Source organism: Dyadobacter ginsengisoli DSM 21015 (assembly GCF_059568735.1).
In genome coordinates this window covers 714208-737291 of the sequence record NZ_JCANTY010000002.1, presented here as the reverse complement: position 1 = coordinate 737291, position 23084 = coordinate 714208, and the positions used below count along the sequence as shown (strand labels likewise).

19 protein-coding genes are annotated in these 23084 nt (G+C 51.8%); 17 read left to right on the top strand and 2 right to left on the bottom strand.

The features are described 5' to 3' along the window. Positions 1-26 precede the first annotated feature (26 nt). The 9 genes from BP71_RS09380 (at position 27) to BP71_RS09340 (ending at position 12263) form a co-directional block, all read left to right on the top strand. On the top strand, positions 27-983 hold the full coding sequence (locus BP71_RS09380; protein WP_496378413.1) for a D-ribose ABC transporter substrate-binding protein: 957 nt from the start codon (positions 27-29) through the stop codon (positions 981-983). A gap of 2 nt (positions 984-985) precedes the next feature. After that, positions 986-1612, top strand: coding sequence for a DUF2291 domain-containing protein (locus BP71_RS09375; protein ID WP_496378411.1), 627 nt, complete (start codon positions 986-988; stop codon positions 1610-1612). Beyond that, a complete protein-coding gene (locus BP71_RS09370; protein ID WP_496378409.1) occupies positions 1609-3162 on the top strand; it encodes a sugar ABC transporter ATP-binding protein in 1554 nt (517 codons plus the stop codon). The genes BP71_RS09375 and BP71_RS09370 overlap by 4 nt, the downstream gene beginning before the upstream one ends. A 33-nt stretch (positions 3163-3195) precedes the next feature. Continuing rightward, positions 3196-4245 carry an ABC transporter permease gene (locus tag BP71_RS09365; protein ID WP_496378407.1) on the top strand — a complete coding sequence of 350 codons (1050 nt, stop codon included), beginning with the start codon at positions 3196-3198 and terminating at the stop codon, positions 4243-4245. Continuing rightward, the gene (locus BP71_RS09360) at positions 4238-5146 is read left to right on the top strand and encodes a glycoside hydrolase family 43 protein (RefSeq protein WP_496378405.1); all 909 of its coding nucleotides are present in this window, start codon (positions 4238-4240) and stop codon (positions 5144-5146) included. The genes BP71_RS09365 and BP71_RS09360 overlap by 8 nt, the downstream gene beginning before the upstream one ends. A 243-nt stretch (positions 5147-5389) precedes the next feature. Continuing rightward, the gene (locus BP71_RS09355) at positions 5390-5995 is read left to right on the top strand and encodes an RNA polymerase sigma factor (RefSeq protein ID WP_496378403.1); all 606 of its coding nucleotides are present in this window, start codon (positions 5390-5392) and stop codon (positions 5993-5995) included. 101 nt (positions 5996-6096) lie between these two features. Then, entirely contained in the window at positions 6097-7203 is a 1107-nt protein-coding gene (locus BP71_RS09350; RefSeq protein ID WP_496378401.1) for a FecR family protein, read from the top strand. A gap of 174 nt (positions 7204-7377) precedes the next feature. Continuing rightward, positions 7378-10722 (top strand): TonB-dependent receptor, encoded by a 3345-nt coding sequence (locus BP71_RS09345; protein ID WP_496378399.1) that lies wholly within the window; start codon positions 7378-7380, stop codon positions 10720-10722. 50 nt (positions 10723-10772) lie between these two features. Continuing rightward, positions 10773-12263 (top strand): RagB/SusD family nutrient uptake outer membrane protein, encoded by a 1491-nt coding sequence (locus BP71_RS09340; RefSeq protein WP_496378397.1) that lies wholly within the window; start codon positions 10773-10775, stop codon positions 12261-12263. Positions 12264-12314: 51 nt separating this feature from the next. Here the strand turns inward: BP71_RS09340 and BP71_RS09335 are convergent, their stop codons facing one another. Further along, positions 12315-12647 carry a hypothetical protein gene (locus tag BP71_RS09335; RefSeq protein ID WP_496378395.1) on the bottom strand — a complete coding sequence of 111 codons (333 nt, stop codon included), beginning with the start codon at positions 12645-12647 and terminating at the stop codon, positions 12315-12317. A 200-nt stretch (positions 12648-12847) separates the two neighbouring features. Between BP71_RS09335 and BP71_RS09330 the strand changes: the two genes are divergently transcribed. The 6 genes from BP71_RS09330 (at position 12848) to BP71_RS09305 (ending at position 17623) form a co-directional block, all read left to right on the top strand. Further along, positions 12848-13279 (top strand): hypothetical protein, encoded by a 432-nt coding sequence (locus BP71_RS09330; protein WP_496378393.1) that lies wholly within the window; start codon positions 12848-12850, stop codon positions 13277-13279. Between the two features lie 70 nt (positions 13280-13349). Continuing rightward, positions 13350-14420 (top strand): cobalamin-independent methionine synthase II family protein, encoded by a 1071-nt coding sequence (locus BP71_RS09325; protein WP_496378391.1) that lies wholly within the window; start codon positions 13350-13352, stop codon positions 14418-14420. A gap of 61 nt (positions 14421-14481) precedes the next feature. Then, positions 14482-15033, top strand: a complete 552-nt coding sequence (locus tag BP71_RS09320; protein ID WP_496378389.1) for a carboxymuconolactone decarboxylase family protein — start codon at positions 14482-14484, stop codon at positions 15031-15033. 72 nt (positions 15034-15105) lie between these two features. Next, positions 15106-16011 (top strand): helix-turn-helix domain-containing protein, encoded by a 906-nt coding sequence (locus tag BP71_RS09315; RefSeq protein WP_496378388.1) that lies wholly within the window; start codon positions 15106-15108, stop codon positions 16009-16011. A 77-nt stretch (positions 16012-16088) separates the two neighbouring features. Beyond that, a complete protein-coding gene (locus BP71_RS09310) occupies positions 16089-17000 on the top strand; it encodes an oxidoreductase (protein ID WP_496378386.1) in 912 nt (303 codons plus the stop codon). A gap of 149 nt (positions 17001-17149) precedes the next feature. Next, complete coding sequence (locus tag BP71_RS09305) at positions 17150-17623, top strand: hypothetical protein (RefSeq protein ID WP_496378384.1); 474 nt, start codon at positions 17150-17152, stop codon at positions 17621-17623. Positions 17624-17688: 65 nt separating this feature from the next. On the opposite strand, the gene BP71_RS09300 is transcribed toward BP71_RS09305, so the two are convergent. Then, entirely contained in the window at positions 17689-18066 is a 378-nt protein-coding gene (locus tag BP71_RS09300) for a hypothetical protein (RefSeq protein WP_496378382.1), read from the bottom strand. 222 nt (positions 18067-18288) lie between these two features. On the opposite strand from BP71_RS09300, the gene BP71_RS09295 reads away from it, so the two are divergent. Beyond that, positions 18289-18618 carry a DUF6660 family protein gene (locus tag BP71_RS09295; protein ID WP_496378380.1) on the top strand — a complete coding sequence of 110 codons (330 nt, stop codon included), beginning with the start codon at positions 18289-18291 and terminating at the stop codon, positions 18616-18618. A gap of 84 nt (positions 18619-18702) precedes the next feature. After that, positions 18703-23070, top strand: coding sequence for a CusA/CzcA family heavy metal efflux RND transporter (locus BP71_RS09290; protein WP_496378378.1), 4368 nt, complete (start codon positions 18703-18705; stop codon positions 23068-23070). Positions 23071-23084 lie beyond the last annotated feature (14 nt).

Sequence of the window (23084 nt, the reverse complement as noted above, 5' to 3'; positions counted from 1 at the left end):
AACCGGCTGCCTAAACCCGTTGCATTATGAAAATCACCATGCATTTCCGGATAGCACTTTTCTGCATACTTTTCGGACTTGGATTTATCGGTTGTAAAACAAAACAATCCGAAGAAGATGGCAAAAAGATCGCGATCGTCGTTTCGACGCTGAATAACCCGTGGTTTGTGTTTCTGGCCCAAAAAGCGGAAGCGAAAGCGAAGGAGCTCGGCTACGAATCCAAAATTTTTGATTCTCAAAACAATACCGCCCTGGAAACCGACCATTTCGACAATGCGATCGCTTCCGGCTATGATGCCATTCTGTTCAATCCCACGGATGCAGACGGCTCCATTATGAATGTAAAAAGTGCAAAAGCTGCCGGCATACCTGTTTTTTGCATGGACCGCGAGGTGAATGCGAATGAGGTCGCTACGTCCCAGATCTTGTCGGACAGCTATTCGGGCTGCGTCGCGATCGGGAAGTATTTTGTGGAAACGCTCAATAAAAAGGGGAAATACGTGGAAATCCTCGGGATGGTGGGCGACAACAATACCTGGAATCGCTCCAAAGGCTTTCACAGCGTCGTGGACTTTTATCCCGACCTGAAAATGGTCGCTCAGCAAAGCGCTGATTTCGACCGGAATAAGGCGATGGAGGTGATGGAGTCGATCCTGCAAGCACATCCGGACATTGATGGCGTGTTTTGCGGGAACGATGCGATGGCAATGGGCGCTTACCAGGCGCTGGTGGCAGCGGGGAAAGCGGATCGCGTAAAGGTTTTTGGGTTCGATGGGGCCGAGGATGTGGTCAAATCCATCCAGGACGGTAAGATCCTCGCGACCGGCATGCAGTTCCCCGAGGTAATGGCCCAGACGGCCGCGACTTTTGCAGATGCCTATTTCAAAGGGAAACGCGATTTTCCGCGCAAAATGCCGGTGGCAGTGGAATTAGTCAGAAAGGATAATGTTGAAAATTATGCCGCTTACGGCGAAAAAGAATAACGATGTCCAAATCGATCCGATATGTTCTCTACGTGGGGATTTTCGCCTTACTGGCATATAATTCTGTGTACTTCAAAAAGCTGGATGAGGTGAAGGCGGGTAATGCGGCTTTCAATGCCGCCGCTTATGCCAAAGATTTCTGGGAGAAACAGCTGATGCCCGGACTGGGCAAGGCGGTTGAATTGACTACTCTAAATACATTACTGGCCACCGATAAGGACAAGGCATTCGACGACTATTCGCATGCGCTCGGCATCGGCAATGTCCGGTATTTTATGATTAAAGGAACAGGGATGGTCACCGGCTTGGATGAGAACCAGGTGACTGTCCGGACGGGCTCCGGAGCAGGTTCGGAAGTGCGGATCGCAACCGAATATATTTTTGGCAATGCCGTGCGTGACGCTTCCGGCACGATCGATATCAATGCGTTCACCAACTCCATGGATTTCAACAATGTATCGGCCGAGATCAACAAGATCATCCGCGAGAAGGTCGTGCCCTCGTTCAAATCCGAAGTAAAGAAAGGCGACAGGGTCGCATTCAGCGGGGCTATCGAGCTCAACCGCGAACATTTGAAAACGCAGTCACCGGAACTCATTCCTGTGAGTCTCCAAATCAAAAAGCCATGACGGAAACAGCGGATGCCTTGTTGGAAGTGAAGCAGATCACCAAGCGGTTTCCAGGCGTCTTGGCATTAGACGATGTTTCACTGTCGATCGAGGCAGGAAAAGTGACGGCGCTGATCGGCGAGAATGGTGCCGGGAAATCGACCCTGATGAAAATCCTGTCGGGTGTGTATCCCGATTTTGAAGGCGAAATCCATTACAAGGGTGAGCCTGTCAGGTTTGCCGGGCCGAAGGATGCCCAACAACAAGGTGTCGCGATCATCCACCAGGAACTGAACCTGATCCCTTATCTGACCATCACAGAAAATATCTTTCTTGGCCGCGAACTCGTGACGCAGTACGGAACGATGGACAAGAGCCGGATGCGCAAAAGGACCCAGGAATTACTGGATCGGCTCAAACTCAGGGTGAATCCCGATTCTCCGGTATTCAAGCTCAAAGTAGGCCAGCAACAGATCATCGAAATCGCAAAGGCATTGCTGACCGACGCCGAACTGATCATCATGGATGAACCTACATCGGCCATCACGGGCAGCGAGGTGGAAGTATTGTTCGATATCATCGCTGGTTTGAAAGCGCAAAACAAAGCCATTGTGTATGTCTCGCATAAGCTCGACGAGCTGTTCCGCATTGCCGATAATTATGTGGTGCTGCGCGACGGCAAAAGCATCGGGTCGGGGCGGATGGAAGGCATGACGCAGGATTTACTCATCAGCAAAATGGTGGGGCGGAAGATCGAAATCATGCGGAAAGCGGCAGACCGTGGCACTGGCGAGCCACTGCTGGAAGTGAAAAAACTAAACCTTAAAAATCCGATGAAGGTGGGTAATGTGCTCACCGATGTTTCTTTCTGTGTTGGAAGGGGCGAAATCGTCGGCCTTTTCGGATTAATGGGCGCCGGACGGACGGAGTTGCTCGAAGCGATTTTCGGCATGCATCCGGCACATACCAAAGGGCAGGTTCTGATGGACGGAGACCAGGTTTGCTGTGATTCGCCTTCGCGCGCGATCGCTGCCGGGCTCGCGCTCGTGCCCGAGGACCGGAAAAAGGACGGACTGGTGCTCGGCCTGGATGTAAAGACAAACATCAGCCTGACGACTCTTGGGGAGATGGAGGCGCTGGGGGCAATTAGCAATGCGAAGGAACGCGCGTTGGCCGACCATTATATCAATGAGCTCCGGATCAAGACCCCGTCGAAACAGCAGCAGGCGAAAAACCTAAGCGGGGGCAACCAGCAGAAGATTGTGCTCGCCAAATGGCTCGCCACACGCCCGAAACTGCTCCTGCTCGACGAACCTACCCGGGGGATCGACATCAATGCCAAAACGGAGATCTACAAACTGATCATCCGCCTGGCCGATGAAGGATTGGGGATACTGGTGGTTTCATCGGAACTACCGGAGATCCTGGCCATTTCCGACCGAATCCTGGTCATGGCCGAAGGCCGGCTGACGGGTGAATTTTTGGCGAGCGAAGCCACGGAGGACGGGATTTTGAAGAAAGCAATTGGAAGTGAAACTTCGGCTGTCGGGAATCGGCCGTCAGATGATTGATATGAATAGAAATTTGTGAATGAGAGACATCCTATGGCACAAAAGATATATGAAATGACCAGCAGCGAACAAACTGCCACCAATAAAAAGCCGACAGCCGACAGCGGACAGCCGAGGTTGATCAGCGGTTTACCGCTTGCCCGCTTCCAGTCACTCATCGCCCTTTTTCTGCTTTGTCTGGCGTTGAGTATTTTGTCGGATAAGTTTCTGAGTGTTTCCAACCTCTGGAATGTGATGCGGCAGATTTCCGTCAATATCTGTATTTCAACCGGTATGACGCTGATCGTCCTTACCTCCGGCATTGATCTTTCCGTAGGATCGGTACTGGCATTGTGCGGAGCGATTACAGCCGGATTACTTAAAAACGGCATTGAAATACCTTCTGAAAATCTTTACGTCGGTTTTACCATGCTGGGCGCCATGCTGGCGGGTATCCTGGCCGGCTCTATGCTGGGCGCATTCAATGGATGGGCCATTACACACTTCAAAGTCCCTCCTTTTGTCGCCACACTCGCCATGCTGACCGTCGCCCGCGGCCTTACGATGCTTTGGACAGGCGGTTTCCCGATCAGCGGGTTGGGCGATACGTTCCTGTACATTGGAACCGGCTGGCTGCTGGGGATCCCGGTACCGGTATGGATTTCTATCATTGTGGTGGCAATGGCCGTTTTCCTGACGGACAAGACGCGGATCGGGCGCTACATTTACGCCATTGGAGGCAATGAAAGCGCCTCACGATTGTCGGGGATCGACGTCAATAAGGTCAAAATAATCGTCTATACCATTGCCGGGGCGCTGGCGGCAGTGGGTGGGATCATGGTCACATCGCGCCTCGATTCGGCCCAACCCAATGCAGGTATCAGTTACGAACTCGATTCGATCGCGGCCGTCGTGATCGGTGGGACGTCGCTTTCGGGCGGGCGTGGGAGCATTCTCGGGACTGTGCAGGGAGCGATCATCATCGGGGTGCTGAATAATGGTTTGGTACTTTTGAATGTGTCGCCATTCTGGCAGCAGGTCGTGAAAGGCCTGGTGATCCTGCTTGCGGTGATTATCGATAAATCCAACTCCAAAAATGATTAGAGCCCGACTGTTGGTTGTACTGGCGGCCTGTCTCTTGCTTTCCTGCCAAAAGCAGGCTTACCTGTTTACGTCATTCCGCGAACCGGCTACCGATGGCCTGCATCTCGCATACAGCAACGACGGCTACCACTGGACCGACCTGGGCGGCGGTTACCTCAAACCCGAAGTTGGCGGCAAGCTCATGCGGGATCCCTCCATTGCAAGAGGAAAAGATGGTACATTTCACCTCGTGTGGACCACTAATTGGAAGGGTGATAAGGGTTTCGGGTATGCCAGCTCGCGCGATCTGGTGCATTGGTCTGAGCAGCGCTTTATCCCTGTAATGGAGCATGAGCCCGAAGTGGTGAATGTATGGGCGCCTGAGCTGCATTACGATGAGGACAAAGACCGTTTTGTGATTATCTGGGCATCGACGATCCCATTTAAATTCCCGAAAGGCGAAGAAGATGAGCGCAATAATCACCGGATGTACTATGTCACCACCCAGGATTTCAGGACGTTTTCCAGGCCGGCGTTGTTCTTCGACCCGGGATTCAGCGTGATCGACGCGGTGATCGCGAAAAGGAAGCAAAACGACTATGTGCTGATTTTAAAGGATAATACCCGTCCACAGCGCAATATCAAAGTCGCATTCGCGCAAGATGCGCTGGGGCCATATCAGAATGTCTCCACTCCCTTCACGGGATTCCTCACCGAAGGTCCCACGGTAGCGAAGGTCGGAGACGACTGGCTGATCTACTTCGACCAATACCGGGACAAGACTTACGGGGCGGTCAAAACCAGCGATTTCAGGACATTTAGGAATGTGTCGGACCAGATAAAGGTGCCCGAGGGACATAAGCACGGCACGATTATTACCATTAACCTAAGTGCACTTAAACAATTGAGGGTAAAAAAGTAAACCGGGCTTAACCAGTAAATGGATGCCATCGTTCCCGAATTGCGTATATAGCCATTGGTTAACGGTGCAAGACCAGGGTAGCCCGCATAAAGCGATAAATTTTTTGTTACCATTGCTATTGCGGTGCGCTGGCAGTAGCTTGTAAAGTGTGACAAATTGAAGATTAAATAAGATGGATGGTAGTAAGAAAGCTGTTGCGACTGCTTTTGGATTTCAAACCTGACTAAAATTCATCCGTTTTTCATGAAGGCTTTAACGCGTTCGGACCTGTATTTTGAGGAAGAGCAAAGGCTGTGGCGGGAAATGCTCTCGGGGGATGTCACCGCTTATGAACAGCTCATTAACCGCACCTACGATCTGCTTTTTCACTACGGCACTAAATTCAACGGCGACCGTGAGCTGATCAAGGATTGCATTCAGGATGTTTTTTTGGGGATTTGGGAAAAACGAAATGCGTTGAATACCGAAATCCCGCCGAAGCCTTACCTGCTCGCTTCATTACGCCGCCGGCTGCATCGCCTTTCCTCGCGCTTGCGGATGGATTGTATGGATTATTACAACGAATCCGACATTGTTTTCGACCTGGAATTCAACGCAGAATACCAGTTGATCGAATCCGAAAACGATAGACTACTGGCCTCGCGGATGACCGAAATGCTCAACGAGCTCCCCAAGAGGCAAAAGGAGGCTGTTTTTCTCCGTTTTTACAATGATATGGAACGCGAGGAGATCGCGGTGGTGATGGATATTCAGCCTCAATCCGTTTCCAATTTGCTGCAAGAGGCATTCAAGTTTATCAAATCGCATTGGAAGGCCATTGTTTCGCTGTTTCTGGCCTCGCCGTTTTAAGTTTGAAATACCCGGTTTGAAAAATTTTAAAAAAAATCTGAAAAATACAGTATCCGGTTCCCTTACTGGTCTAATGGTGTTTGAAAAGCAAAATTTTGAACATGGACCGGTATCGCGATTTCAGTCTGGGGGAGTTTTTATGGGATAAGTCGTTCCGTAACTGGGTCCTGAACCCGACGCGTGAGGACGACGAGACCTGGCAAAACTGGCTGGCTGCCAATCCCGACAAACATGAAATGATCGAACGGGCGCGACAAATGGTACTGTCGATCCGGCCGGCCAATGCCGCTTTGCCCCAGCCTGAAAAAAGAAAGGCGGTGGAGCGGATTGTAGAGCGATTGGAAGCCAGACATCATTCTGGGGAATATACTGCAGAATCGTCGTGGCATGCAAACCGCTGGCTACGAATCGCGGCAATGGCCATATTACTCGCAGGGCTGGGATGGGGCGTATGGCGGCACAACCGGAAGCAAGTTGTCAGCTATGAGCAACTGATCGCCGCAGCGGGAGATCCAATGCAGGAAACAATCAACACCACCGGCAAGCCCTTGCTGGTTGCCCTGGAAGACGGTAGTAAAGTTACCCTGGACCCGGGTAGCAAAATGGGGTATCCCACCCACTTCCGGAATGGACAACGGGAGGTTTTTCTCTCGGGCAAAGCTTTTTTCGATATAGCGAAAGATCCTGCCAAACCATTTTTTGTATATGCCAATGAGCTGGTTACCAAAGTATTGGGAACGAGTTTCACCGTGCGTTCCTATGCCAATGAACAGGAGGTGTCGGTAGCCGTCAAAACCGGTAAAGTAGCTGTTTTTTCCCGCGAAGACCCCGATGTGTCTGAAAAGCAAAGCTCGCACGAGCTCACTGGTGTGGTGATAGAACCCAATCAGCAGATCGTTTTTGTACGCAAGACGGTGAAGATCACCAAAAGCATTGTTCCCGAACCCGAAGTGGTGGCCCACACGCCTTCACATGTGCTGGAATTCGATGAAGCACCGGTTTCGACTGTGTTTGACGCGCTCCACGTCGCCTACGGAATTGAAATTATTTATGACAAAAATATCATGGACGACTGCCCGATCACCGCAAGGCTCATGGAAATGTCGCTTTACGAGAAGCTGGACCTCATTTGCAAAGCCGTTGGTGCCAGCTACAAAGTTATCGATGGCCGTATCCTGATCGAAGGAAAAGGTTGCCGTAGTAATTAAAGAAAAAGCCGGCCCATGCGTCAACATGACCGGCTTCAATATCCTCCGGGGTTAGCACACCGTGACATCTCACGCAAATGGGATGAGGAGGAAGATTTTGCCAAGTTTCAATTAACAAAACCGTTCAAATTTATGAAAATACCGGTACAGTTCCATCGTAAATGGTTAGTTCTTATGCGAATCAGCGTTGCGCAAATGGTGATGTCAGTATGGTTGGTGGGGAATGCGCTCGCGGCGGACGTTCGTGGGCAGGAGCTCCTCAACAAGCGGATCAATCTGCAGGCGCAGGACCTCGAAGTAAAGAAAGTCCTGCACCAGATTGAAAAACAGGCGGGTGTCCGGTTTATTTTCAGTTCTAAGATGATCCAGGCCGGGCGGAAAGTAACGATACAGCAGGCCAACCAGGAGCTGTCCAAAGTACTGGACGATTTTCTGGCACCGCTGGGATTAACCTATGAAGTGTCCGGCAAAAACATCGTGATCCGTCCGTCGGATGTCCCCAAACCTGCTTCCGGAGAACCGGAGGCGTCGGTTCGGAGTGGTTTGCAGGCCAGCAATGAGCTCACGATCAAAGGCCGTGTGACCGACGCGGAGAATAAGGAGCCTCTGCCAGGCGTCAACATCCTGGTAAAGGGTACACAAACGGGCACGTCCACGGACGCGAACGGGAGTTATACATTGGCGGTTGAAAATGCCAATACGGTGTTGATTTACAGCTTTGTAGGTTACGAGCCGCAGGAAGTGCAGGTGGGTAGCCGGACGGAGATCAACATCACCCTCAAAACAGACCAGAAGTCGCTGGAAGAAGTACTGGTGGTGGGTTATGGTACCGTCAAAAAGAGCGATGTGACGGGCTCGGTTGCGTCCGTCAAATCGCAGGAATTGACAGCCTATCCGGCATTAGGGACTGTACAGGCATTGCAGGGCCGTGCTGCCGGCGTTCAGATCCAGGCGAATAATGGTGAACCCGGCTCGTCGTTCAAAGTGCGGATCCGTGGAGGGACTTCCATCAATGCCAGCAGTGACCCCATTTATGTGGTGGATGGTTTTGTAGGAGGTACTATTCCGCCGCCCGAGGACATCGAATCCATTGAGATCCTGAAAGATGCGTCGGCTACCGCCATTTACGGTTCGAGAGGAGCTAATGGCGTGATCATGGTGACGACCAAGAAAGGGGTGTCCGGTAAACCCCGGATCGATTTCAATACTTCATTTTCCAGTCAGAAGGAAATCAACCGCCTGGATTTGCTTAATGCCTCTCAGTTTCTCGATTACGTGCAGGAAGTACGGCCCAATATCGTTTCGCAAGGCGCGGATACCGACTGGCAGGAGGAAGTTTTCCGTCGCGGCGGCATCCAGAACCACCAGTTATCGGTAGCAGGTGGCAGCGAAGCGGTGAAATACTATGTGTCGGGAGCCTATTACGATCAGAAAGGGATTATACTCAATTCGGGTTACAAGCGGTATTCAATTACAAGCAATATTGATATTCAGGCTGCCAAAAGGCTGAAACTTGGTCTGAACCTGTTCGCACAGCGCGTGTCGCGCCAGCAGTCGCGTACGCAGGAAGGTTCGGGCGGCCTCACACCGGGCGTCATGTCGGCGGCGCTGAAATTCGAGCCGGACCAGCCGATCCGCGATGCCAACGGCCGCTTTACCGTAGCACGCCTGAGCGACCCGATCGATAACCCGTATGCCATCGCGACGCAGCTGGAAAACGAGTCGCTGGCCGATCGCATCCAGGGCAACCTTTATGCAGAATATAGTATTCTGAAAGACCTGAAATTCAGGGTGACTTTGGGGGCGACCACCAACAGCGGCCGTACCGGGACATTCACGCCTACCACATTGAACGATGGTCGCAACGTGGGCGGTGCGGCGGCGGTGAATGGCTCGAAAAGCACGCTGCTGCTGAACGAAAACTATTTGACTTACAATAAGAAGATTGGTTCAGCACACGATCTGTCGGTCATGGCAGGATATTCCTACCAGAAATCGTCTGCCGAAACCTGGGGCGGTTCGGGGCAGTCGTTCATTACCGATGCGGTATCCTATTGGAACCTGGGCGGCTCATCGGTTTGGCAAAGCCCCAATTCGGGCCTGACGGAATGGGTGCTGGCGTCGTACTATGCCCGTTTGACCTATTCATTGGCTGATAAATACCTTTTTACCGCCAACATTCGGCAGGATGGTTCTTCGAATTTTAGTAAAAACCACAAATGGGCCACTTTCCCGTCGGGTGCTTTCGCCTGGAAAATGTCCAGCGAGCCGTTCATGCAACATATTTCGGCGATCAGTCAATGGAAATGGCGGGTTAGTTACGGCCTGACGGGTAACCAGGCCATTGAGCCTTACCAGACCATGGCGCGTTTCTCTAATGTGTATACGATCATCAATGGTACCCCGGTTAATGCGGTCCGCCCGACGACGGTTGCCAATGACGACCTGACCTGGGAGACGACACACCAGTTCGACGTCGGCGCGGATGTGAGCTTATTCAATAACCGTATCAATCTGGTGGCCGATTACTACCGCCGCGTGACGAAAGACCTGCTGTTCAGTGTCCAGCTACCCCAGTATTCGGGTTATACCAACCAGTTGCAGAACATTGGGGAAGTCGAAAACAAAGGGATTGAATTTACATTGAACACGCGCAACCTGGTCGGGGCGTTCAAATGGAGCACCGATATCAACTTTTCACTCAACCGGAATAAAATCCTGAAACTACCAGCAGGTACCGACATTCTGTACGGCTCGGCGCCGGGCCATATGGTAGGCATGGGACAAACCCAGATCCTGCGCGAAGGTTACCCGGTCGGGAGTTTCTATGGCTGGATCTATGACGGCGTATATCAGGAAGGCGACAGTTTCGTTCCCGGGGGCGGCTTCGAAGTCGTGGCGGGAGGGGAGAAATTCAGGGATATCAACGGAAAAAAGGATTCGAACGGTCAATTGACCGGCGAACCCGACGGGATGCTCAACAGTGACGACCGCACCATTATCGGTAACCCGCACCCGAAATATACCTGGGGCATGAACAACGATTTCAGCTATAAGGGATTCGACCTGAATGTTTTCTTCCAGGCTTCGAAAGGCAACGACATGCTCAGCTATACGCTCATGGAACTGAACCTGCTCTCGGCCATCAACAATGCCACCACCGAAGCACTCAACCGCTGGACGCCTGCGAATACCAACACCGACGTGCCCAAAGCGGCAGTGGGCCGTACCCGCCGGGTGTCTACACGTTTTGTGAAGGACGGCAGCTTTATCCGGATGAAAAACCTGGCCGTAGGTTACAATTTCCCCAAACCGGTGCTTGAAAAACTCAGGATCAGTAAGCTGCGCATTTACGCCAGCGCTCAGAACATCCTGACGTTCACCAAATACAAAGGTTATGACCCCGAGGTCAATTATTCATCGGATGGCAATACCGACAGTAACCGTAACCTGGGTCTCGATTACGGCAGCTATCCGAATGCCAAATCCTATACCATCGGTTTGAACCTCGGTTTTTAAAGCACTAAACGGACATCAAAATGAAGCATTTATTCAATAGATCAATATGCATGACAGCGGCCGTCTCGCTGCTGCTGGGCTGTGCGGACCTGGATGAAAAGCCGGTAGGGCTGCTAGCACCGGAGGCCTTGTTCCGGACTTCCAAAGATGTGGAAACTGCAATTTTCGGTGCTTATGGCTGGATTGCCACCGAGCGCCTTTACGGTCGCCAGTTTGTATCGGCGCTGATGCTCCGGAGCGATATGGAGGATATTGGCGATCGCGGTACGCCTGCCGAGCGCCAGCAGGTGAACGATTTCAATATGGATGACAACAATAATATGGTCAACCAGTTCTGGCCGACGTGGTACCAGGTGATCAGTTCTACCAATGCGGCTATTTTTGGAACACAAAGTTTGAATTTGCCCGAGGCTACCGGAAACCCGCTGACTGCCGAGGCACGTTTCATCCGCGCGTTTGCCTACTTCCACCTCGTGCAGGTTTTCGGGGACATTCCGTATATCGACTATTTTATCAGTAATCCCGAACTGGTGAAGTCTATTTCCAAAACGCCTGCTGCTACTGTGTATGCCAGTATCATCGCAGACCTGGAATTTGCAAAGCAATGGCTACCCGACAAACAACCCTCGGAAGTCCGGAGCCGGGCCACAAAAGGGACTGCCGCGGCCTACCTCGCATCCGTTTATCTTACAATGGGGCAATACCCGAAGGCATATGCCGAAGCAAAATGGGTGATCGATAACAAAGACAAGTTCGGATATGCACTCGAGGCCGATTTTCAGACGCTTTTCAAAGCACCACAGGCACCGAACATGAAGGAGCATATTTTCGACATCGATTTTCTCGGCCAGAAATCCGGCGAGGGCGGTGCCAATGACGACATCATGGCCCCTATGACGGGCGTCCGCGGAGGCGATGCACCACGCAGCGGATGGAGCGTGATCGTACCTTCATTGAAAGTGTACAGTACCTGGGACAACCGCGACTATAGGAAAGAGGTCAGTTTTGAAGATTCATTGCTGGTAGGCGGAAAATTGGTTCCTTACACTGCATTCACCAATACAAAACGCCCCCATATCGCGAAATATGCCCGATTTGCAGGTAACTCCAATTCCGAAGGCCGCTATTCCGACCACAATTATGCGGCCATGCGCTATGCGGAAGTTCTGTTGATCGCCGCCGAGGCATCGGTGGAGGTGAACGGTCCCAATGCAGAGGCGATGGATTATATCAATGAGATCCGGGCAAGAGCCAGAAATTGGGCAGGTAAGCAAACGACTTTTCCTGAAAATGTGAAGGCCGGACTTTCTAAGGAAGCGATGATCGACCTGATCATGGATGAACGACGTCTCGAACTGGCATTCGAATACAAACGCTGGTACGACATCAAACGCCGAAACCTCGGAGAAAAGGTATTCAAAGGACCGAACTCGCTGGAACCACACGAAACTTTCAACGCCACCCGCGATTACCTGATGCCGCTGCCACGCGTGGAGTTGCAGGTGAATCCGAATCTGGCACCGCAGAATCCGGGGTATTAGATCAGGAAGTCAGCGAGTCATTAAGTCAATGAGTCTCTGATGTTGTCACTTTCATTTTCGGGTAAAACAAACTCGCGTATCTGTGATACAATCCGTAATTATGCTATTCGCTAGCAATAGTCTTATCCTGATGCGTTCCTGTTGAAGCCAGCCCGGTTCGCTGTTTTGGAATTCCGCAGATAGCATTGGCTCACTGAAATCGTAGGCAGGGCTTTTGAATTGGAATACCAGGACCACAATCCCGGCATTACATTCAACACTGCATAGGATGGGCGCATCGGGAGCCAGCAGTTCGTCGGGGAAATGGGTATTTTTAAGGATGATGTCGAGCGTAACAGCGCCCGGGAGCACGCGTATATAGGGTGAGCGTTCCGTAAGTGGCATTTTTTTTTAAATTTCTTTATCCAATCAACAAAACCCGCTCTGAAATGATTCAGGGCGGGTTTTTGTGTGGTTGTAACAGGTGGAATACGCTCAGGGTCTTCGGAAACTGTATTTTTTATGGATTTATTTAAATGAAATAAATAATTGCTACAAGGATTTATGTGGTATTCTTGTAGATTTAGGGAACTTCTGCCGTATTTATGAAGACCTGCGTCAGTCTTGGCTTACTCGTGTTACTGTTGTCCCATTCATTGGGCTCTTCGGTGGCTATGCTATGTCTGGGGAAGGCTTTTCAGAGCTCTAAACCGGCGCCGGAGCGGGATGATACTTTGCTTGTCAATCCTTCGGCCTGGCATCGGTTTGCCGAACTGTCGGAGTTAATGCAGGAAATGGATCAGGCGAAAGCACCGCCCACTCCTTTGGGAAGCATCCTTAAAATGCTGCATGATCTCGCGAAAACCTATCTGCCTGTTTACTGCGTCACGGGAGGCCGTGAAGTGGGGATTGAACTGGCGCGCGCGCGCGTCCGCTTCGCAGAAATGGCCTGCGTACCAGTGGCCGGTATGTACAATCGCGCCACACCTCCACCTGAAATGACCGGATCCGTTTTGAAAAGTGCTGCGATTGCCTGACGAATTTTTCAGGCAGCATTTCCTATGCGCTCAATTTCTGGTCATTTACAATATTTTATCCCTGAAAAACATGACAACTATACCCACAGAGCCGATCGGAAGCATTCCGCGGCCTGCCTACCTGCAACAAGCCATGCAGGCTTTTACCAAAGACGAAATCTCGTCCGGCGATCTTGAAAGACTATTCACACAGGCTACACGGGAAACCATCCTTTCCCTGGAAGCTACGGGCTCACCGGTGATATCGGATGGCGAGCAAAGCAAACCCAGCTTTGCAACTTACCCTATTCACGGTGCATTGAATCTGGGTGCGGGAGGTGTAGTAATCCCGTTCGAAGACGGACATACGCGGCAATTGCCCGTGTTGCTCTCGGGGCCGTTCCGTTACCGCAATTTCGCCGTGGATTATCTCCGGGAGGCACGGAAACATACCGCATTGCCGGTGAAACAGGCGGTGATTTCTGCGTCGGCGATGAGCCTGTTGTATCCGGCGGCGGGCATCGACGGTTATTCGCAGGCTCAGTTCGTTGCGGACCTGCTCGACCAGGCGGAAGCCGACATTCGCCGGTGTTTGAACGAGCGTGCTCACAATGTGCAGATCGACTTTACCGAAGCCCGTCTGGCTCTGAAGCTCGATCCGGGCAAAGGGTTGCTGAAACAGTTTATCGACCTCAATAACCAGGTGCTCGGTCGGTTTACCGATGACGAACGGAGCCGGATAGGCGTCCATACCTGTCCCGGAGGTGACCACGACTCCACCCACAGTGCTGATGTGCCCTATTCAGACCTGTTACCCCTCTTTTTTCAATTGAATGCCGGTAATTTCTACCTTGAATATGCCGGGGAGCAGGACAAACAATCGGTACTCGAATCAATCCGGGAGAACATCCGGCCGGGGCAAAGGGTGTTTCTGGGGGTGACCGACGTTTTGAATCCGAAGATCGAGACACCCGCGGAAATTTGCGACCTGCTGTTACAGGCAGCTGAATACATCCCCCTCAACCAGCTTGGTTCCACCGACGATTGCGGCTTTTCCCCCTTTGCAGATGATGTTTCAACAGCCCGGGAGATTGCATTTGAAAAAATACGTGCACGGGTAGAGGGAACGAAGTTGGCCGGTGATAGGATCGGCGACGGATAAGTCCTCAATCCATTTCCGTTCGTCGACGTTTCATTTGTTCAAAATTCATTCAAATTTAACAATGCCACATATCCAATTCGAAGAAGGCTTCCCGGGGATACTGGGGCCGATGCGGTTTAGTCCGCATACTGCCGGGCCGATGAACCTGCTGGCCAATGCGCTGATGCAGGCCGACGAAGGACTGAGCCGCGGCGAACGAGAGCTCATCGCGACCTATGTGTCGTCACAAAATGATTGTTTCTTCTGCCAGACCATTCATGGCGCGATTGCCAGTGCTTACCTGGAAGATGAAGACTGGTCCTTTGTGAAAAGCGTGAAGACGAACTACGCCGAAACCGACCTGTCCGATAAAATGAAGGCGCTGTTATCCATCGCCGGGAGCGTCCAGCGGGGTGGAAAGTTCGTTACAGAAGAACAAATCGCCCGCGCTCGCAAGCACGGTGCCGACGATCGTGACATCCATGACACGGTACTGATCGCTGCCGCATTCTGTATGTTCAACCGGTATGTGGATGGCCTGGCAACTACCGCGCCGACGGATCCCGACGTGTACCGGGCCCGCGCGCTGAATGTAATGGCGAATGGATACTCCGCTACACGTGGCTATCAGTGAGAGGCTACAATATCATACGGGACGTTGCCGGGTGCTTCGTTTCGTATGATTTGATTTTTGTATCTTTGCCACATGGCCACTTTCCTGGAACTGAAATCTTTTTACAAGTATATAGACCGTTCGCCCGAGGCCGGGGAAAGTGAGATCGGGCATTTCAATATCTTCAGGGTAGAGGAGCTGCTTGTTCCGAAATGCAGGCCTGTGACGTACAGTCGCAGAAATTTTTTCAAGATCAGCCTCGTGAAGGGGCACAGCAAGATCCATTACGCCGACCAATGTATCGAAGTGAAGGACTCGGCACTGGTTTTTACCAATCCCATGATTCCTTACCATTGGGAGCGGATCGACGAGCAGCAAACCGGATACGTATGCATTTTCACGGAAGCATTTTTCAATCGCTTCAGCCCTGTTAAGGATTACCCGGTGTTTCAGTCGGCAGATATGGCCGTGATCAGTCTGAACCCGGATGGTGTGCGATTTTATGATGAGCTGTTTGTAAGAATGTTATCAGAATTGGAAGGAAATTATACCTATAAATACGATTTTCTGCGGACGATGCTGATGGAACTGGTGCACAGTGCACAGAAAATGGCGCCCGTTGCCCGCCAGCCGCACGCAGGGTCGAATGCGTTAGAACGAATCACCGCCTTATTTGCCGAGTTGTTGGAAAGACAATTTCCCATTGAGCTGAGCAATCAGGTGATCCGGTTCAATACGCCATCGGCATTCGCGCACCAGTTGAACATTCATGTCAATCACCTCAATAAGGCTTTAAAAGAAACCACAGGACAAACCACCTCGCAACTGATCAGCGAGCGCATTGTCCGGGAGGCAAAAATCCTTTTGAAAAGTACCAGCTGGACGGTCAATGAAATTGCCTGGGGGCTGGGATTTGAAGAGCCTAATCATTTTTCGAGTTTTTTCAAAAATGCGGCCGGTGTAACACCCAAGCAATTCAGACAGCTGGTCTTGGATTGATTTTTGTAGTTTTTGGCTTCGTTTGAGTAGCTTGCTCCATTCGTATTTCCTGAATTTTGTCCCATTAAAACTTTTCAATGATGTGGACAAAAGAGAATATGGGCGATCAGACCGGCAAGACGGTGATCGTAACCGGGGCAAACACCGGAATTGGCTTTGAAACGGCACGTGCATTGTACGAAGCAGGTGCACATGTAGTACTCGCATGCAGGACTGAGGCTAATGCACGCGACGCGATGCGTCGTTTACAGGCGTTCGGTGGCAAAGGAGCGCTCGAAATCGGAGTGCTGAACCTGGCTGGCCTCGAAGCGATCAGTGAATTTGCGCATGAATTTATCCAGAAACACAACCGGCTCGATATCCTGATTAACAATGCGGGTGTGATGACACCGCCTGCCTCCCAGACCGACGACGGGTTTGAGCTGCAATTCGGAGTGAATTTCCTGGGCCATTACGCATTGACGGGCCATTTGTACCCGCTGCTGAATGCGACGCCTGGTTCGCGCGTGGTTACCGTCAGCAGCATGGCCTACCTGCATGGGCGAATCGACTTCGATAACCTCCGGTCGGAGCATTCCTATGAAGCATTTCGCGAATATGCGCAGAGTAAACTGGCTAATATCCTGTTTTCGGTGGAGCTGCAGCGCCGCATTGGAGCCGCGGGGGACCAGCCTGTTTCCATTGCGGCGCAGCCGGGGGCAAACAAGACAGATCTTTCACGCTTTATGCGCAAGGACGAATATGACGCGGCCGTCAACCGCATTGGTGAGCTTATGGATCCGTGGCAGGGTGCATTGCCTTCATTGTACGCAGCTGTGGCCGGTGATGTGAAGGGGGGCGATTTTTATAGTCCGGATGAGCCAGGTGGTTACAGAGGCTATCCAGGAAAGGTGGCTGTCGAACCACATGGGTTGGATAAAATCGTCGCCAAAAGACTTTGGTCGCTGGCCGAAGGAGTCACGGGAATCGTGTATCCGCCTCTTGCCTAGTTTTGAGGAGGTAAATGGCGGTACCTGCTATGGAGCGGTATCAATTCGTGAGGGTGTTATGAAAATAGCCGGTTTTTACGGACTTTGTGCCGAAAGTAGCGATTTGAGTCACTACGCATACCACAGTCCAAACCCTGATAACACCAACTATGACAAAAGCACATTTGCCGGTATTTCTTCTTACCGCGCTTATTTTGAATGCCTGCCAACCCACTGCACAGGAAAAAGTATCGGAATCAAGTCCTGGTATGCTCGAAGGAACCTGGAAGTTGATCAGTGGCACATTGATCGAGAAGGGAGACACCACCCTCACATCCTACACAGAAAAGGTGTCTTTTATCAAAGTGATCAATGCGAGTCACTTCGCCTTTTTGCAACACAACCTGAACAAAGGAAAGGACACCACCGCGTCGTTTTCGGCCGGGGGAGGTACTTACACGCTGAAAGACAGCGCTTACACTGAAAAGCTGGAATATTGCAGTGCACGTGAGTGGGAGGGAAACGAGTTTCATTTTACGGTATCCATTCAGGACGACACGCTGGTGCAGCGGGGCGTGGAAAAGGTAGAAGCTGCCGGTGTAGACCGGATAAATATCGAAAAATATGTACGACTGAAACCTTGACGCTATAAACAAAACCGGCCGGGATAAATACCCCGGCCGGTTTGTGAATACCCTCTTCTGTTAAATCAATTTTTTGCGGCTTCTTTCACAGCCGTGATCGGAAACTCGCCGTCCTGGGATACGATGGTACCACTGAGTTTGTCGCCGTCCTGGGTCATCGTTACTGTGAGCAAGCCGCCCTGGAAATCCAGTTTGAAAGTCACTTTCCCCTGATCCACGGCAAGCTCCTTCATTTCCATACGCTCTTGCTGGCCGAGATAGCCGGTAGTTTTGTCATCTTTTTGTTCGAATGTCATGAAGCCGGTTTCATACTCGGGCGGCACATTGGACACAGTGTATTTCCAGGTGCCTACGAGGTCGTTGGCTGTTTTGAGGCTCCGGGCTGTTACGGCGAAGAAGGTGACAGCGAGGATCATGGTTAGCAAGTACTTTACTTTCATCATGTTAAAGGAATTAATTGGTTTTTTGCTTGAAAGATTAATTGAAGAATTGTACGCTGCTCAAATTTAGAAAAAACCGCATATGTAGTGATCCCGGCAATGTTATATTTTTGGTAACTAAATTACTATCGGCATTAATGGCTGATTAACGGTAACAAGCGGGGCTGTCACCGTCAATTTCTTTTTGCCTACCTGTTGCATTGCGATTTGCATTACTTTTGAAACATGAAGGTCGTGGTCACTTACTTGCTGGCTCTTTACGTGGTTTTGCTTTCCTGCATTCCATGTCAGGACGACATTGCATTGTCGCTGGACCGCGCACCCGAACGGATATCCCTGCACGCCGCAGACGACAATCATCAGGAGGTTGTCGACCTCTGCTCACCCTTCTGTATCTGCGCCTGCTGTGCCAGCGTAACCATTGCCTCGGCGGTGTCGGCTCTGCCTGAGACCAGCATAGGCCAGTTGCCACCTCAGGTCACTTTCACCTATCTGCGACCCGTATACACTGGCGATCCTGCCGGTATCTGGCAACCACCTAAAATAAAGGTATAATCCGCTCATTTATCGGACAAACGTTACCCGGCTGCATCGCTGCACCCGGTGTGATGTCATATACCCATTCATTTTTATTCAGAAATGCTAGACAGAATAATTCATTTTTCGATCCACAACAAACTGGTGATCGGAATCTTCACGCTCGCATTGGCGATCTGGGGTGCCTATTCGCTTACCCGGCTGCCGATTGATGCCGTGCCCGACATCACCAATAACCAGGTTCAGATCATCACGAGCAGCCCGTCACTGGCTGCCCAGGAGGTGGAGCGACTCGTCACATTCCCGGTCGAAACCGTCATGGCCACCATTCCGCATACCGAGGAGATTCGCTCTATATCGAGGTTCGGGTTGTCGGTAGTTACCATCGTTTTTGAGGACGATGTCGACGTGTATTGGGCACGTCAGCAGGTGTCGGAGCGCCTTCATAGTGCGGTAGAGCAGATTCCGCCCGGAGCAGGAGCGCCGGAACTGGCTCCCGTTACTACCGGTCTTGGGGAAATTTATCAATATGTTTTACATACCAAACCGGGTTTTGAAACACGCTATCCGCCCATGGAGCTGCGCAGCATCCAGGACTGGATTGTACGTCGCCAGTTGCTGGGCACGGAAGGTGTTGCTGATGTCAGTAGTTTCGGGGGATTTCTCAAACAGTACGAAATCGCGATCGACCCGTTTAAGCTGAGGAGCGCACAGATTACGATGGCCGACGTTTTTATAGCATTGGAACGGAACAATCAGAATACCGGGGGGGCCTACATCGATAAAAAGCCCCATGCCTATTTCATCCGAAGCGAAGGCCTGATAGGATCTCTGGACGATATCGGCAAAATACAGGTTAAAAGAACGGAAGCTGGCCTACCCATCCGGATCAGTGACATTGCCCGGGTGGGTTTTGGCAGTGCCGTGCGGTACGGCGCCATGACACGTAACGATGAAGGGGAAGTGGTAGGCGGACTGGTGCTGATGCTGAAAGGCGCGAATTCTTCCCAGGTTATCGGCAATGTGAAAGAGCGCATTGAGCAGATCCGTAAAAGCCTGCCCGACGGGGTCGTGATTGAACCCTTTCTGGACCGTACCAAGCTGGTGAACAACGCGATCGGTACCGTTTCCAAAAACCTGATCGAAGGAGCGCTTATCGTCATTTTCGTACTGATCTTGTTGCTGGGCAATATGCGGGCTGGGCTGATCGTAGCGTCGGTCATTCCGCTGGCCATGTTATTTGCGGTGAGCATGATGAACCTTTTCGGGGTTTCGGGTAACCTCATGAGCCTGGGCGCGATTGATTTTGGGCTGATCGTCGACGGGGCTGTGATCATCGTCGAAGCTACTTTGCACCATATTGTCGGCAAGCGTTATGCGCGGCGCCTGACACAGGCCGATATGGACCGCGAGGTATACGAGTCAGCCACGAAGATCCGGAATTCGGCTGCATTCGGGGAGCTGATCATCCTGATCGTTTACCTGCCGATTCTTGCATTGGTGGGGATCGAAGGCAAAATGTTCCGGCCTATGGCGCAAACGGTCAGTTTTGCTATCCTGGGCGCTTTTATCCTTTCCTTAACTTACATCCCCATGATGTCTGCTTTGTTTCTGAGTAAAAAGAACGAGTACCGTCCGAATGTATCCGATCGCATTATCGCCTTTTTTCATCGGTTGTATGAGCCGGTCCTTACCTGGGCGTTGCGATACAGGTTACCGGTCATTGCGGGTTCCGTTGGCGCATTTGTCCTGAGCCTCTGGTTGTTTATAGGAATGGGAGGCGAATTTATCCCGCAGCTCGATGAAGGTGATTTTGCAGTAGAGGTGCGGGTGTTAACAGGCAGTTCGCTTTCGGAAACCGTGGATGCGGTTCAGAAGGCTGCGAGACTATTGAAAAAACACTTTCCCGACGAGGTGGTGGAAGTGGTAGGCAAAATAGGAGCCTCCGAAATTCCCACGGATCCGATGCCGGTGGAAGCGGGGGATATGATGGTGATCCTGAAAGACCGCTCATCCTGGACGAAAGCTGCCGGGCGCGAAGAGCTGGCGGGTAAAATGCAGGAACTGCTTTCGGAATCGATAGCGGGCGTCACATTTGGTTTTCAGCAACCCATTCAAATGCGTTTCAATGAGCTCATGACCGGTGTGAAACAGGATGTCGCGATCAAGATCTTCGGAGAGGACCTGGATGTGCTGGCACAGCAGGCAGCGAAGGTGGGTAAGTTGGCAGGGACTGTGGATGGTGCTGAGGATATTTATATCGAGTCGGTTACCGGACTGCCCCAGATCGTCGTCAATTTCGATCGTGACCGCCTGTCTCAATTCAATATCTCGATCGAAGATGCCAACCGGACATTGAACACGGCATTCGCTGGGGCGAGCGCCGGGCTGGTGTACGAAGGCGAAAAGCGGTTCGACCTTATCGTCAGGTTCCGCAATGCCGACCGTCTCGGTCTCGATGATGTCCGTAATCTGTTCGTAACCAATCCGGCCGGGCAGCAGGTGCCGCTCGGTCAGGTAGCCACTGTGGAAATGAAAACGGGCGCCAACCAGATCCAGCGCGAGGATGCGAAGCGGCGGATCACCGTCGCTTTCAACGTGCGAGGCAGGGATGTGGAAAGTGTCGTGTGGGAGATACAGGCCAAAATAGATGCCAAAATCAAATTGCCGGCAGGTTACTATGCGACGTACGGCGGTCAGTTCCAGAATTTACAGGAAGCCAACGCCAGATTGGGCATTGCAGTACCCATTGCATTGCTCCTCATATTTGTACTGCTCTATTTTACCTTCCATTCCCTGCGGCAAAGTATGCTTATCCTGACCGCCATTCCATTATCAGCCATCGGTGGAATCATTGCATTATGGCTGCGCGATATGCCGTTCAGCATTTCGGCTGGGATCGGCTTTATTGCATTGTTCGGGGTTGCCGTTCTGAACGGGATCGTATTGATCGCCGAGTTCAACCAGATCCGGGCAGGAGGCGAAACCGACCTGCGAAAAGTAATCATGCAGGGTACGCACACGCGACTGCGACCCGTGCTTATGACCGCATTGGTGGCGTCGCTCGGTTTTTTACCGATGGCATTGTCGTCCAGCGCCGGCGCAGAAGTCCAGCGTCCGCTCGCGACCGTGGTGATCGGTGGCCTGGTGTCGGCTACATTGCTGACACTCCTTGTGCTCCCGGTACTATACTGGATTATAGAACGCCGGTTTGGCAAAGGGCTGAAATCTGTGGCTGCGGTGCTGGGTGCCCTGCTTCTGACCAACGTGCCCACCTATGCACAGGATCAAAGCCATAAAATGTCTCTGGAACAGGCAATCCGCACGGCCATAGAAAGAAACCCTGAAATACGGACGGGCACACACCGGATCGATTACCAGCAGGCATTGGTGAGGACATCTGTGGATGCTGCCAAAACGGACGTGAGCTGGATGGGTGGCCAGTACAACAGTGTTAAGTTTGATAATCACTTTCTGATATCTCAAAACCTGCCCAATCCGAAAGCGGCATCCAAAAGAAAGGCGCTCTACCTGGAACAGGTCGAGAGCGCACGGGCGGGCACGGAAATCACGAAGGCAGAATTGATCCGCCGGGTCAGATTGAACTACGAAGAACAGGTGTTCCAGAAAGACCGGCAGCGATTGCTCGCGGAGGAAAGCCTCAGGATCGACCGGTTCGTGGCGGCCGCGGCACTTCGGTTGAAAACGGGGGAGGCCAATGCGCTCGAACACATTACGGCCCAGAGCCAGCAGGGGGAAATGCAGGCGCGCATCGAACAGGGCAAAAGCGAATTGCTGAACCTCCAGACCGAGTTGCAGGTATTAACCAATAGCCCTGGGCTGGTTGAGCCGGAAACGGATACCCTGATTAGAAAGTCCATCGGCACAGGCAGGGCGGATACTGCTTTGCTGGCTTCGAATCCTTATCTACGTTACTTGAATCAGCAGCTGGTAGTCAATCGGAAACAAACTGCCGTGGAGCGGACGGCCCTGCTGCCTGATTTCAATGCGGGATACTTCAATCAGTCGCTCACCGGGTTTCAGAATACAGGCGGCAGCGAAGTGTACTATGGCCCGGGAAAGCGTTTTCAGGGTGTGCAGGTCGGCGTGCAATGGCCCATTTTTACCGGAGCATCGAAAGCCAGGATTCGTGCTGCAAGGATCAGCGAGGAGATCACACTGGGTCAGCTTGAATCGGCCCGGCTTGAACTCGGAAGTGCCTGGCAGCAGGCAGGCAGGAATTTTGAAACAGCCAGCCGGAACCTGGGTATTTATGAGGAGAAGACGCTTGTACTCGCCGATGCGATCCGTTCCAATGCTGCCAGGGCTTACGAGGCCGGCGAAATCGGGTATGTGGAATACGGGCAGGCACAGAACCGCGCGCTTACCATCCGCATGACTTACCTGGATTTGCTGCACACGTATAACCAGTCGGTCATAGCGATCGAGTTTCTTTTGAATGAGCAATAATCTGAAAAATCAAC

Excerpts from the sequence above, each read along its gene's own strand:
- BP71_RS09380 (WP_496378413.1), top strand. The coding sequence starts at position 27 with ATGAAAATCACCATGCATTTCCGGATAGCACTTTTCTGCATACTTTTC.
- BP71_RS09375 (WP_496378411.1), top strand. The coding sequence starts at position 986 with ATGTCCAAATCGATCCGATATGTTCTCTACGTGGGGATTTTCGCCTTA.
- BP71_RS09370 (WP_496378409.1), top strand. The coding sequence starts at position 1,609 with ATGACGGAAACAGCGGATGCCTTGTTGGAAGTGAAGCAGATCACCAAG.
- BP71_RS09365 (WP_496378407.1), top strand. The coding sequence starts at position 3,196 with ATGGCACAAAAGATATATGAAATGACCAGCAGCGAACAAACTGCCACC.
- BP71_RS09360 (WP_496378405.1), top strand. The coding sequence starts at position 4,238 with ATGATTAGAGCCCGACTGTTGGTTGTACTGGCGGCCTGTCTCTTGCTT.
- BP71_RS09355 (WP_496378403.1), top strand. The coding sequence starts at position 5,390 with ATGAAGGCTTTAACGCGTTCGGACCTGTATTTTGAGGAAGAGCAAAGG.
- BP71_RS09350 (WP_496378401.1), top strand. The coding sequence starts at position 6,097 with ATGGACCGGTATCGCGATTTCAGTCTGGGGGAGTTTTTATGGGATAAG.
- BP71_RS09345 (WP_496378399.1), top strand. The coding sequence starts at position 7,378 with ATGCGAATCAGCGTTGCGCAAATGGTGATGTCAGTATGGTTGGTGGGG.
- BP71_RS09340 (WP_496378397.1), top strand. The coding sequence starts at position 10,773 with ATGACAGCGGCCGTCTCGCTGCTGCTGGGCTGTGCGGACCTGGATGAA.
- BP71_RS09335 (WP_496378395.1), bottom strand. The coding sequence starts at position 12,647 with ATGCCACTTACGGAACGCTCACCCTATATACGCGTGCTCCCGGGCGCT.
- BP71_RS09330 (WP_496378393.1), top strand. The coding sequence starts at position 12,848 with ATGAAGACCTGCGTCAGTCTTGGCTTACTCGTGTTACTGTTGTCCCAT.
- BP71_RS09325 (WP_496378391.1), top strand. The coding sequence starts at position 13,350 with ATGACAACTATACCCACAGAGCCGATCGGAAGCATTCCGCGGCCTGCC.
- BP71_RS09320 (WP_496378389.1), top strand. The coding sequence starts at position 14,482 with ATGCCACATATCCAATTCGAAGAAGGCTTCCCGGGGATACTGGGGCCG.
- BP71_RS09315 (WP_496378388.1), top strand. The coding sequence starts at position 15,106 with ATGGCCACTTTCCTGGAACTGAAATCTTTTTACAAGTATATAGACCGT.
- BP71_RS09310 (WP_496378386.1), top strand. The coding sequence starts at position 16,089 with ATGATGTGGACAAAAGAGAATATGGGCGATCAGACCGGCAAGACGGTG.
- BP71_RS09305 (WP_496378384.1), top strand. The coding sequence starts at position 17,150 with ATGACAAAAGCACATTTGCCGGTATTTCTTCTTACCGCGCTTATTTTG.
- BP71_RS09300 (WP_496378382.1), bottom strand. The coding sequence starts at position 18,066 with ATGATGAAAGTAAAGTACTTGCTAACCATGATCCTCGCTGTCACCTTC.
- BP71_RS09295 (WP_496378380.1), top strand. The coding sequence starts at position 18,289 with ATGAAGGTCGTGGTCACTTACTTGCTGGCTCTTTACGTGGTTTTGCTT.
- BP71_RS09290 (WP_496378378.1), top strand. The coding sequence starts at position 18,703 with ATGCTAGACAGAATAATTCATTTTTCGATCCACAACAAACTGGTGATC.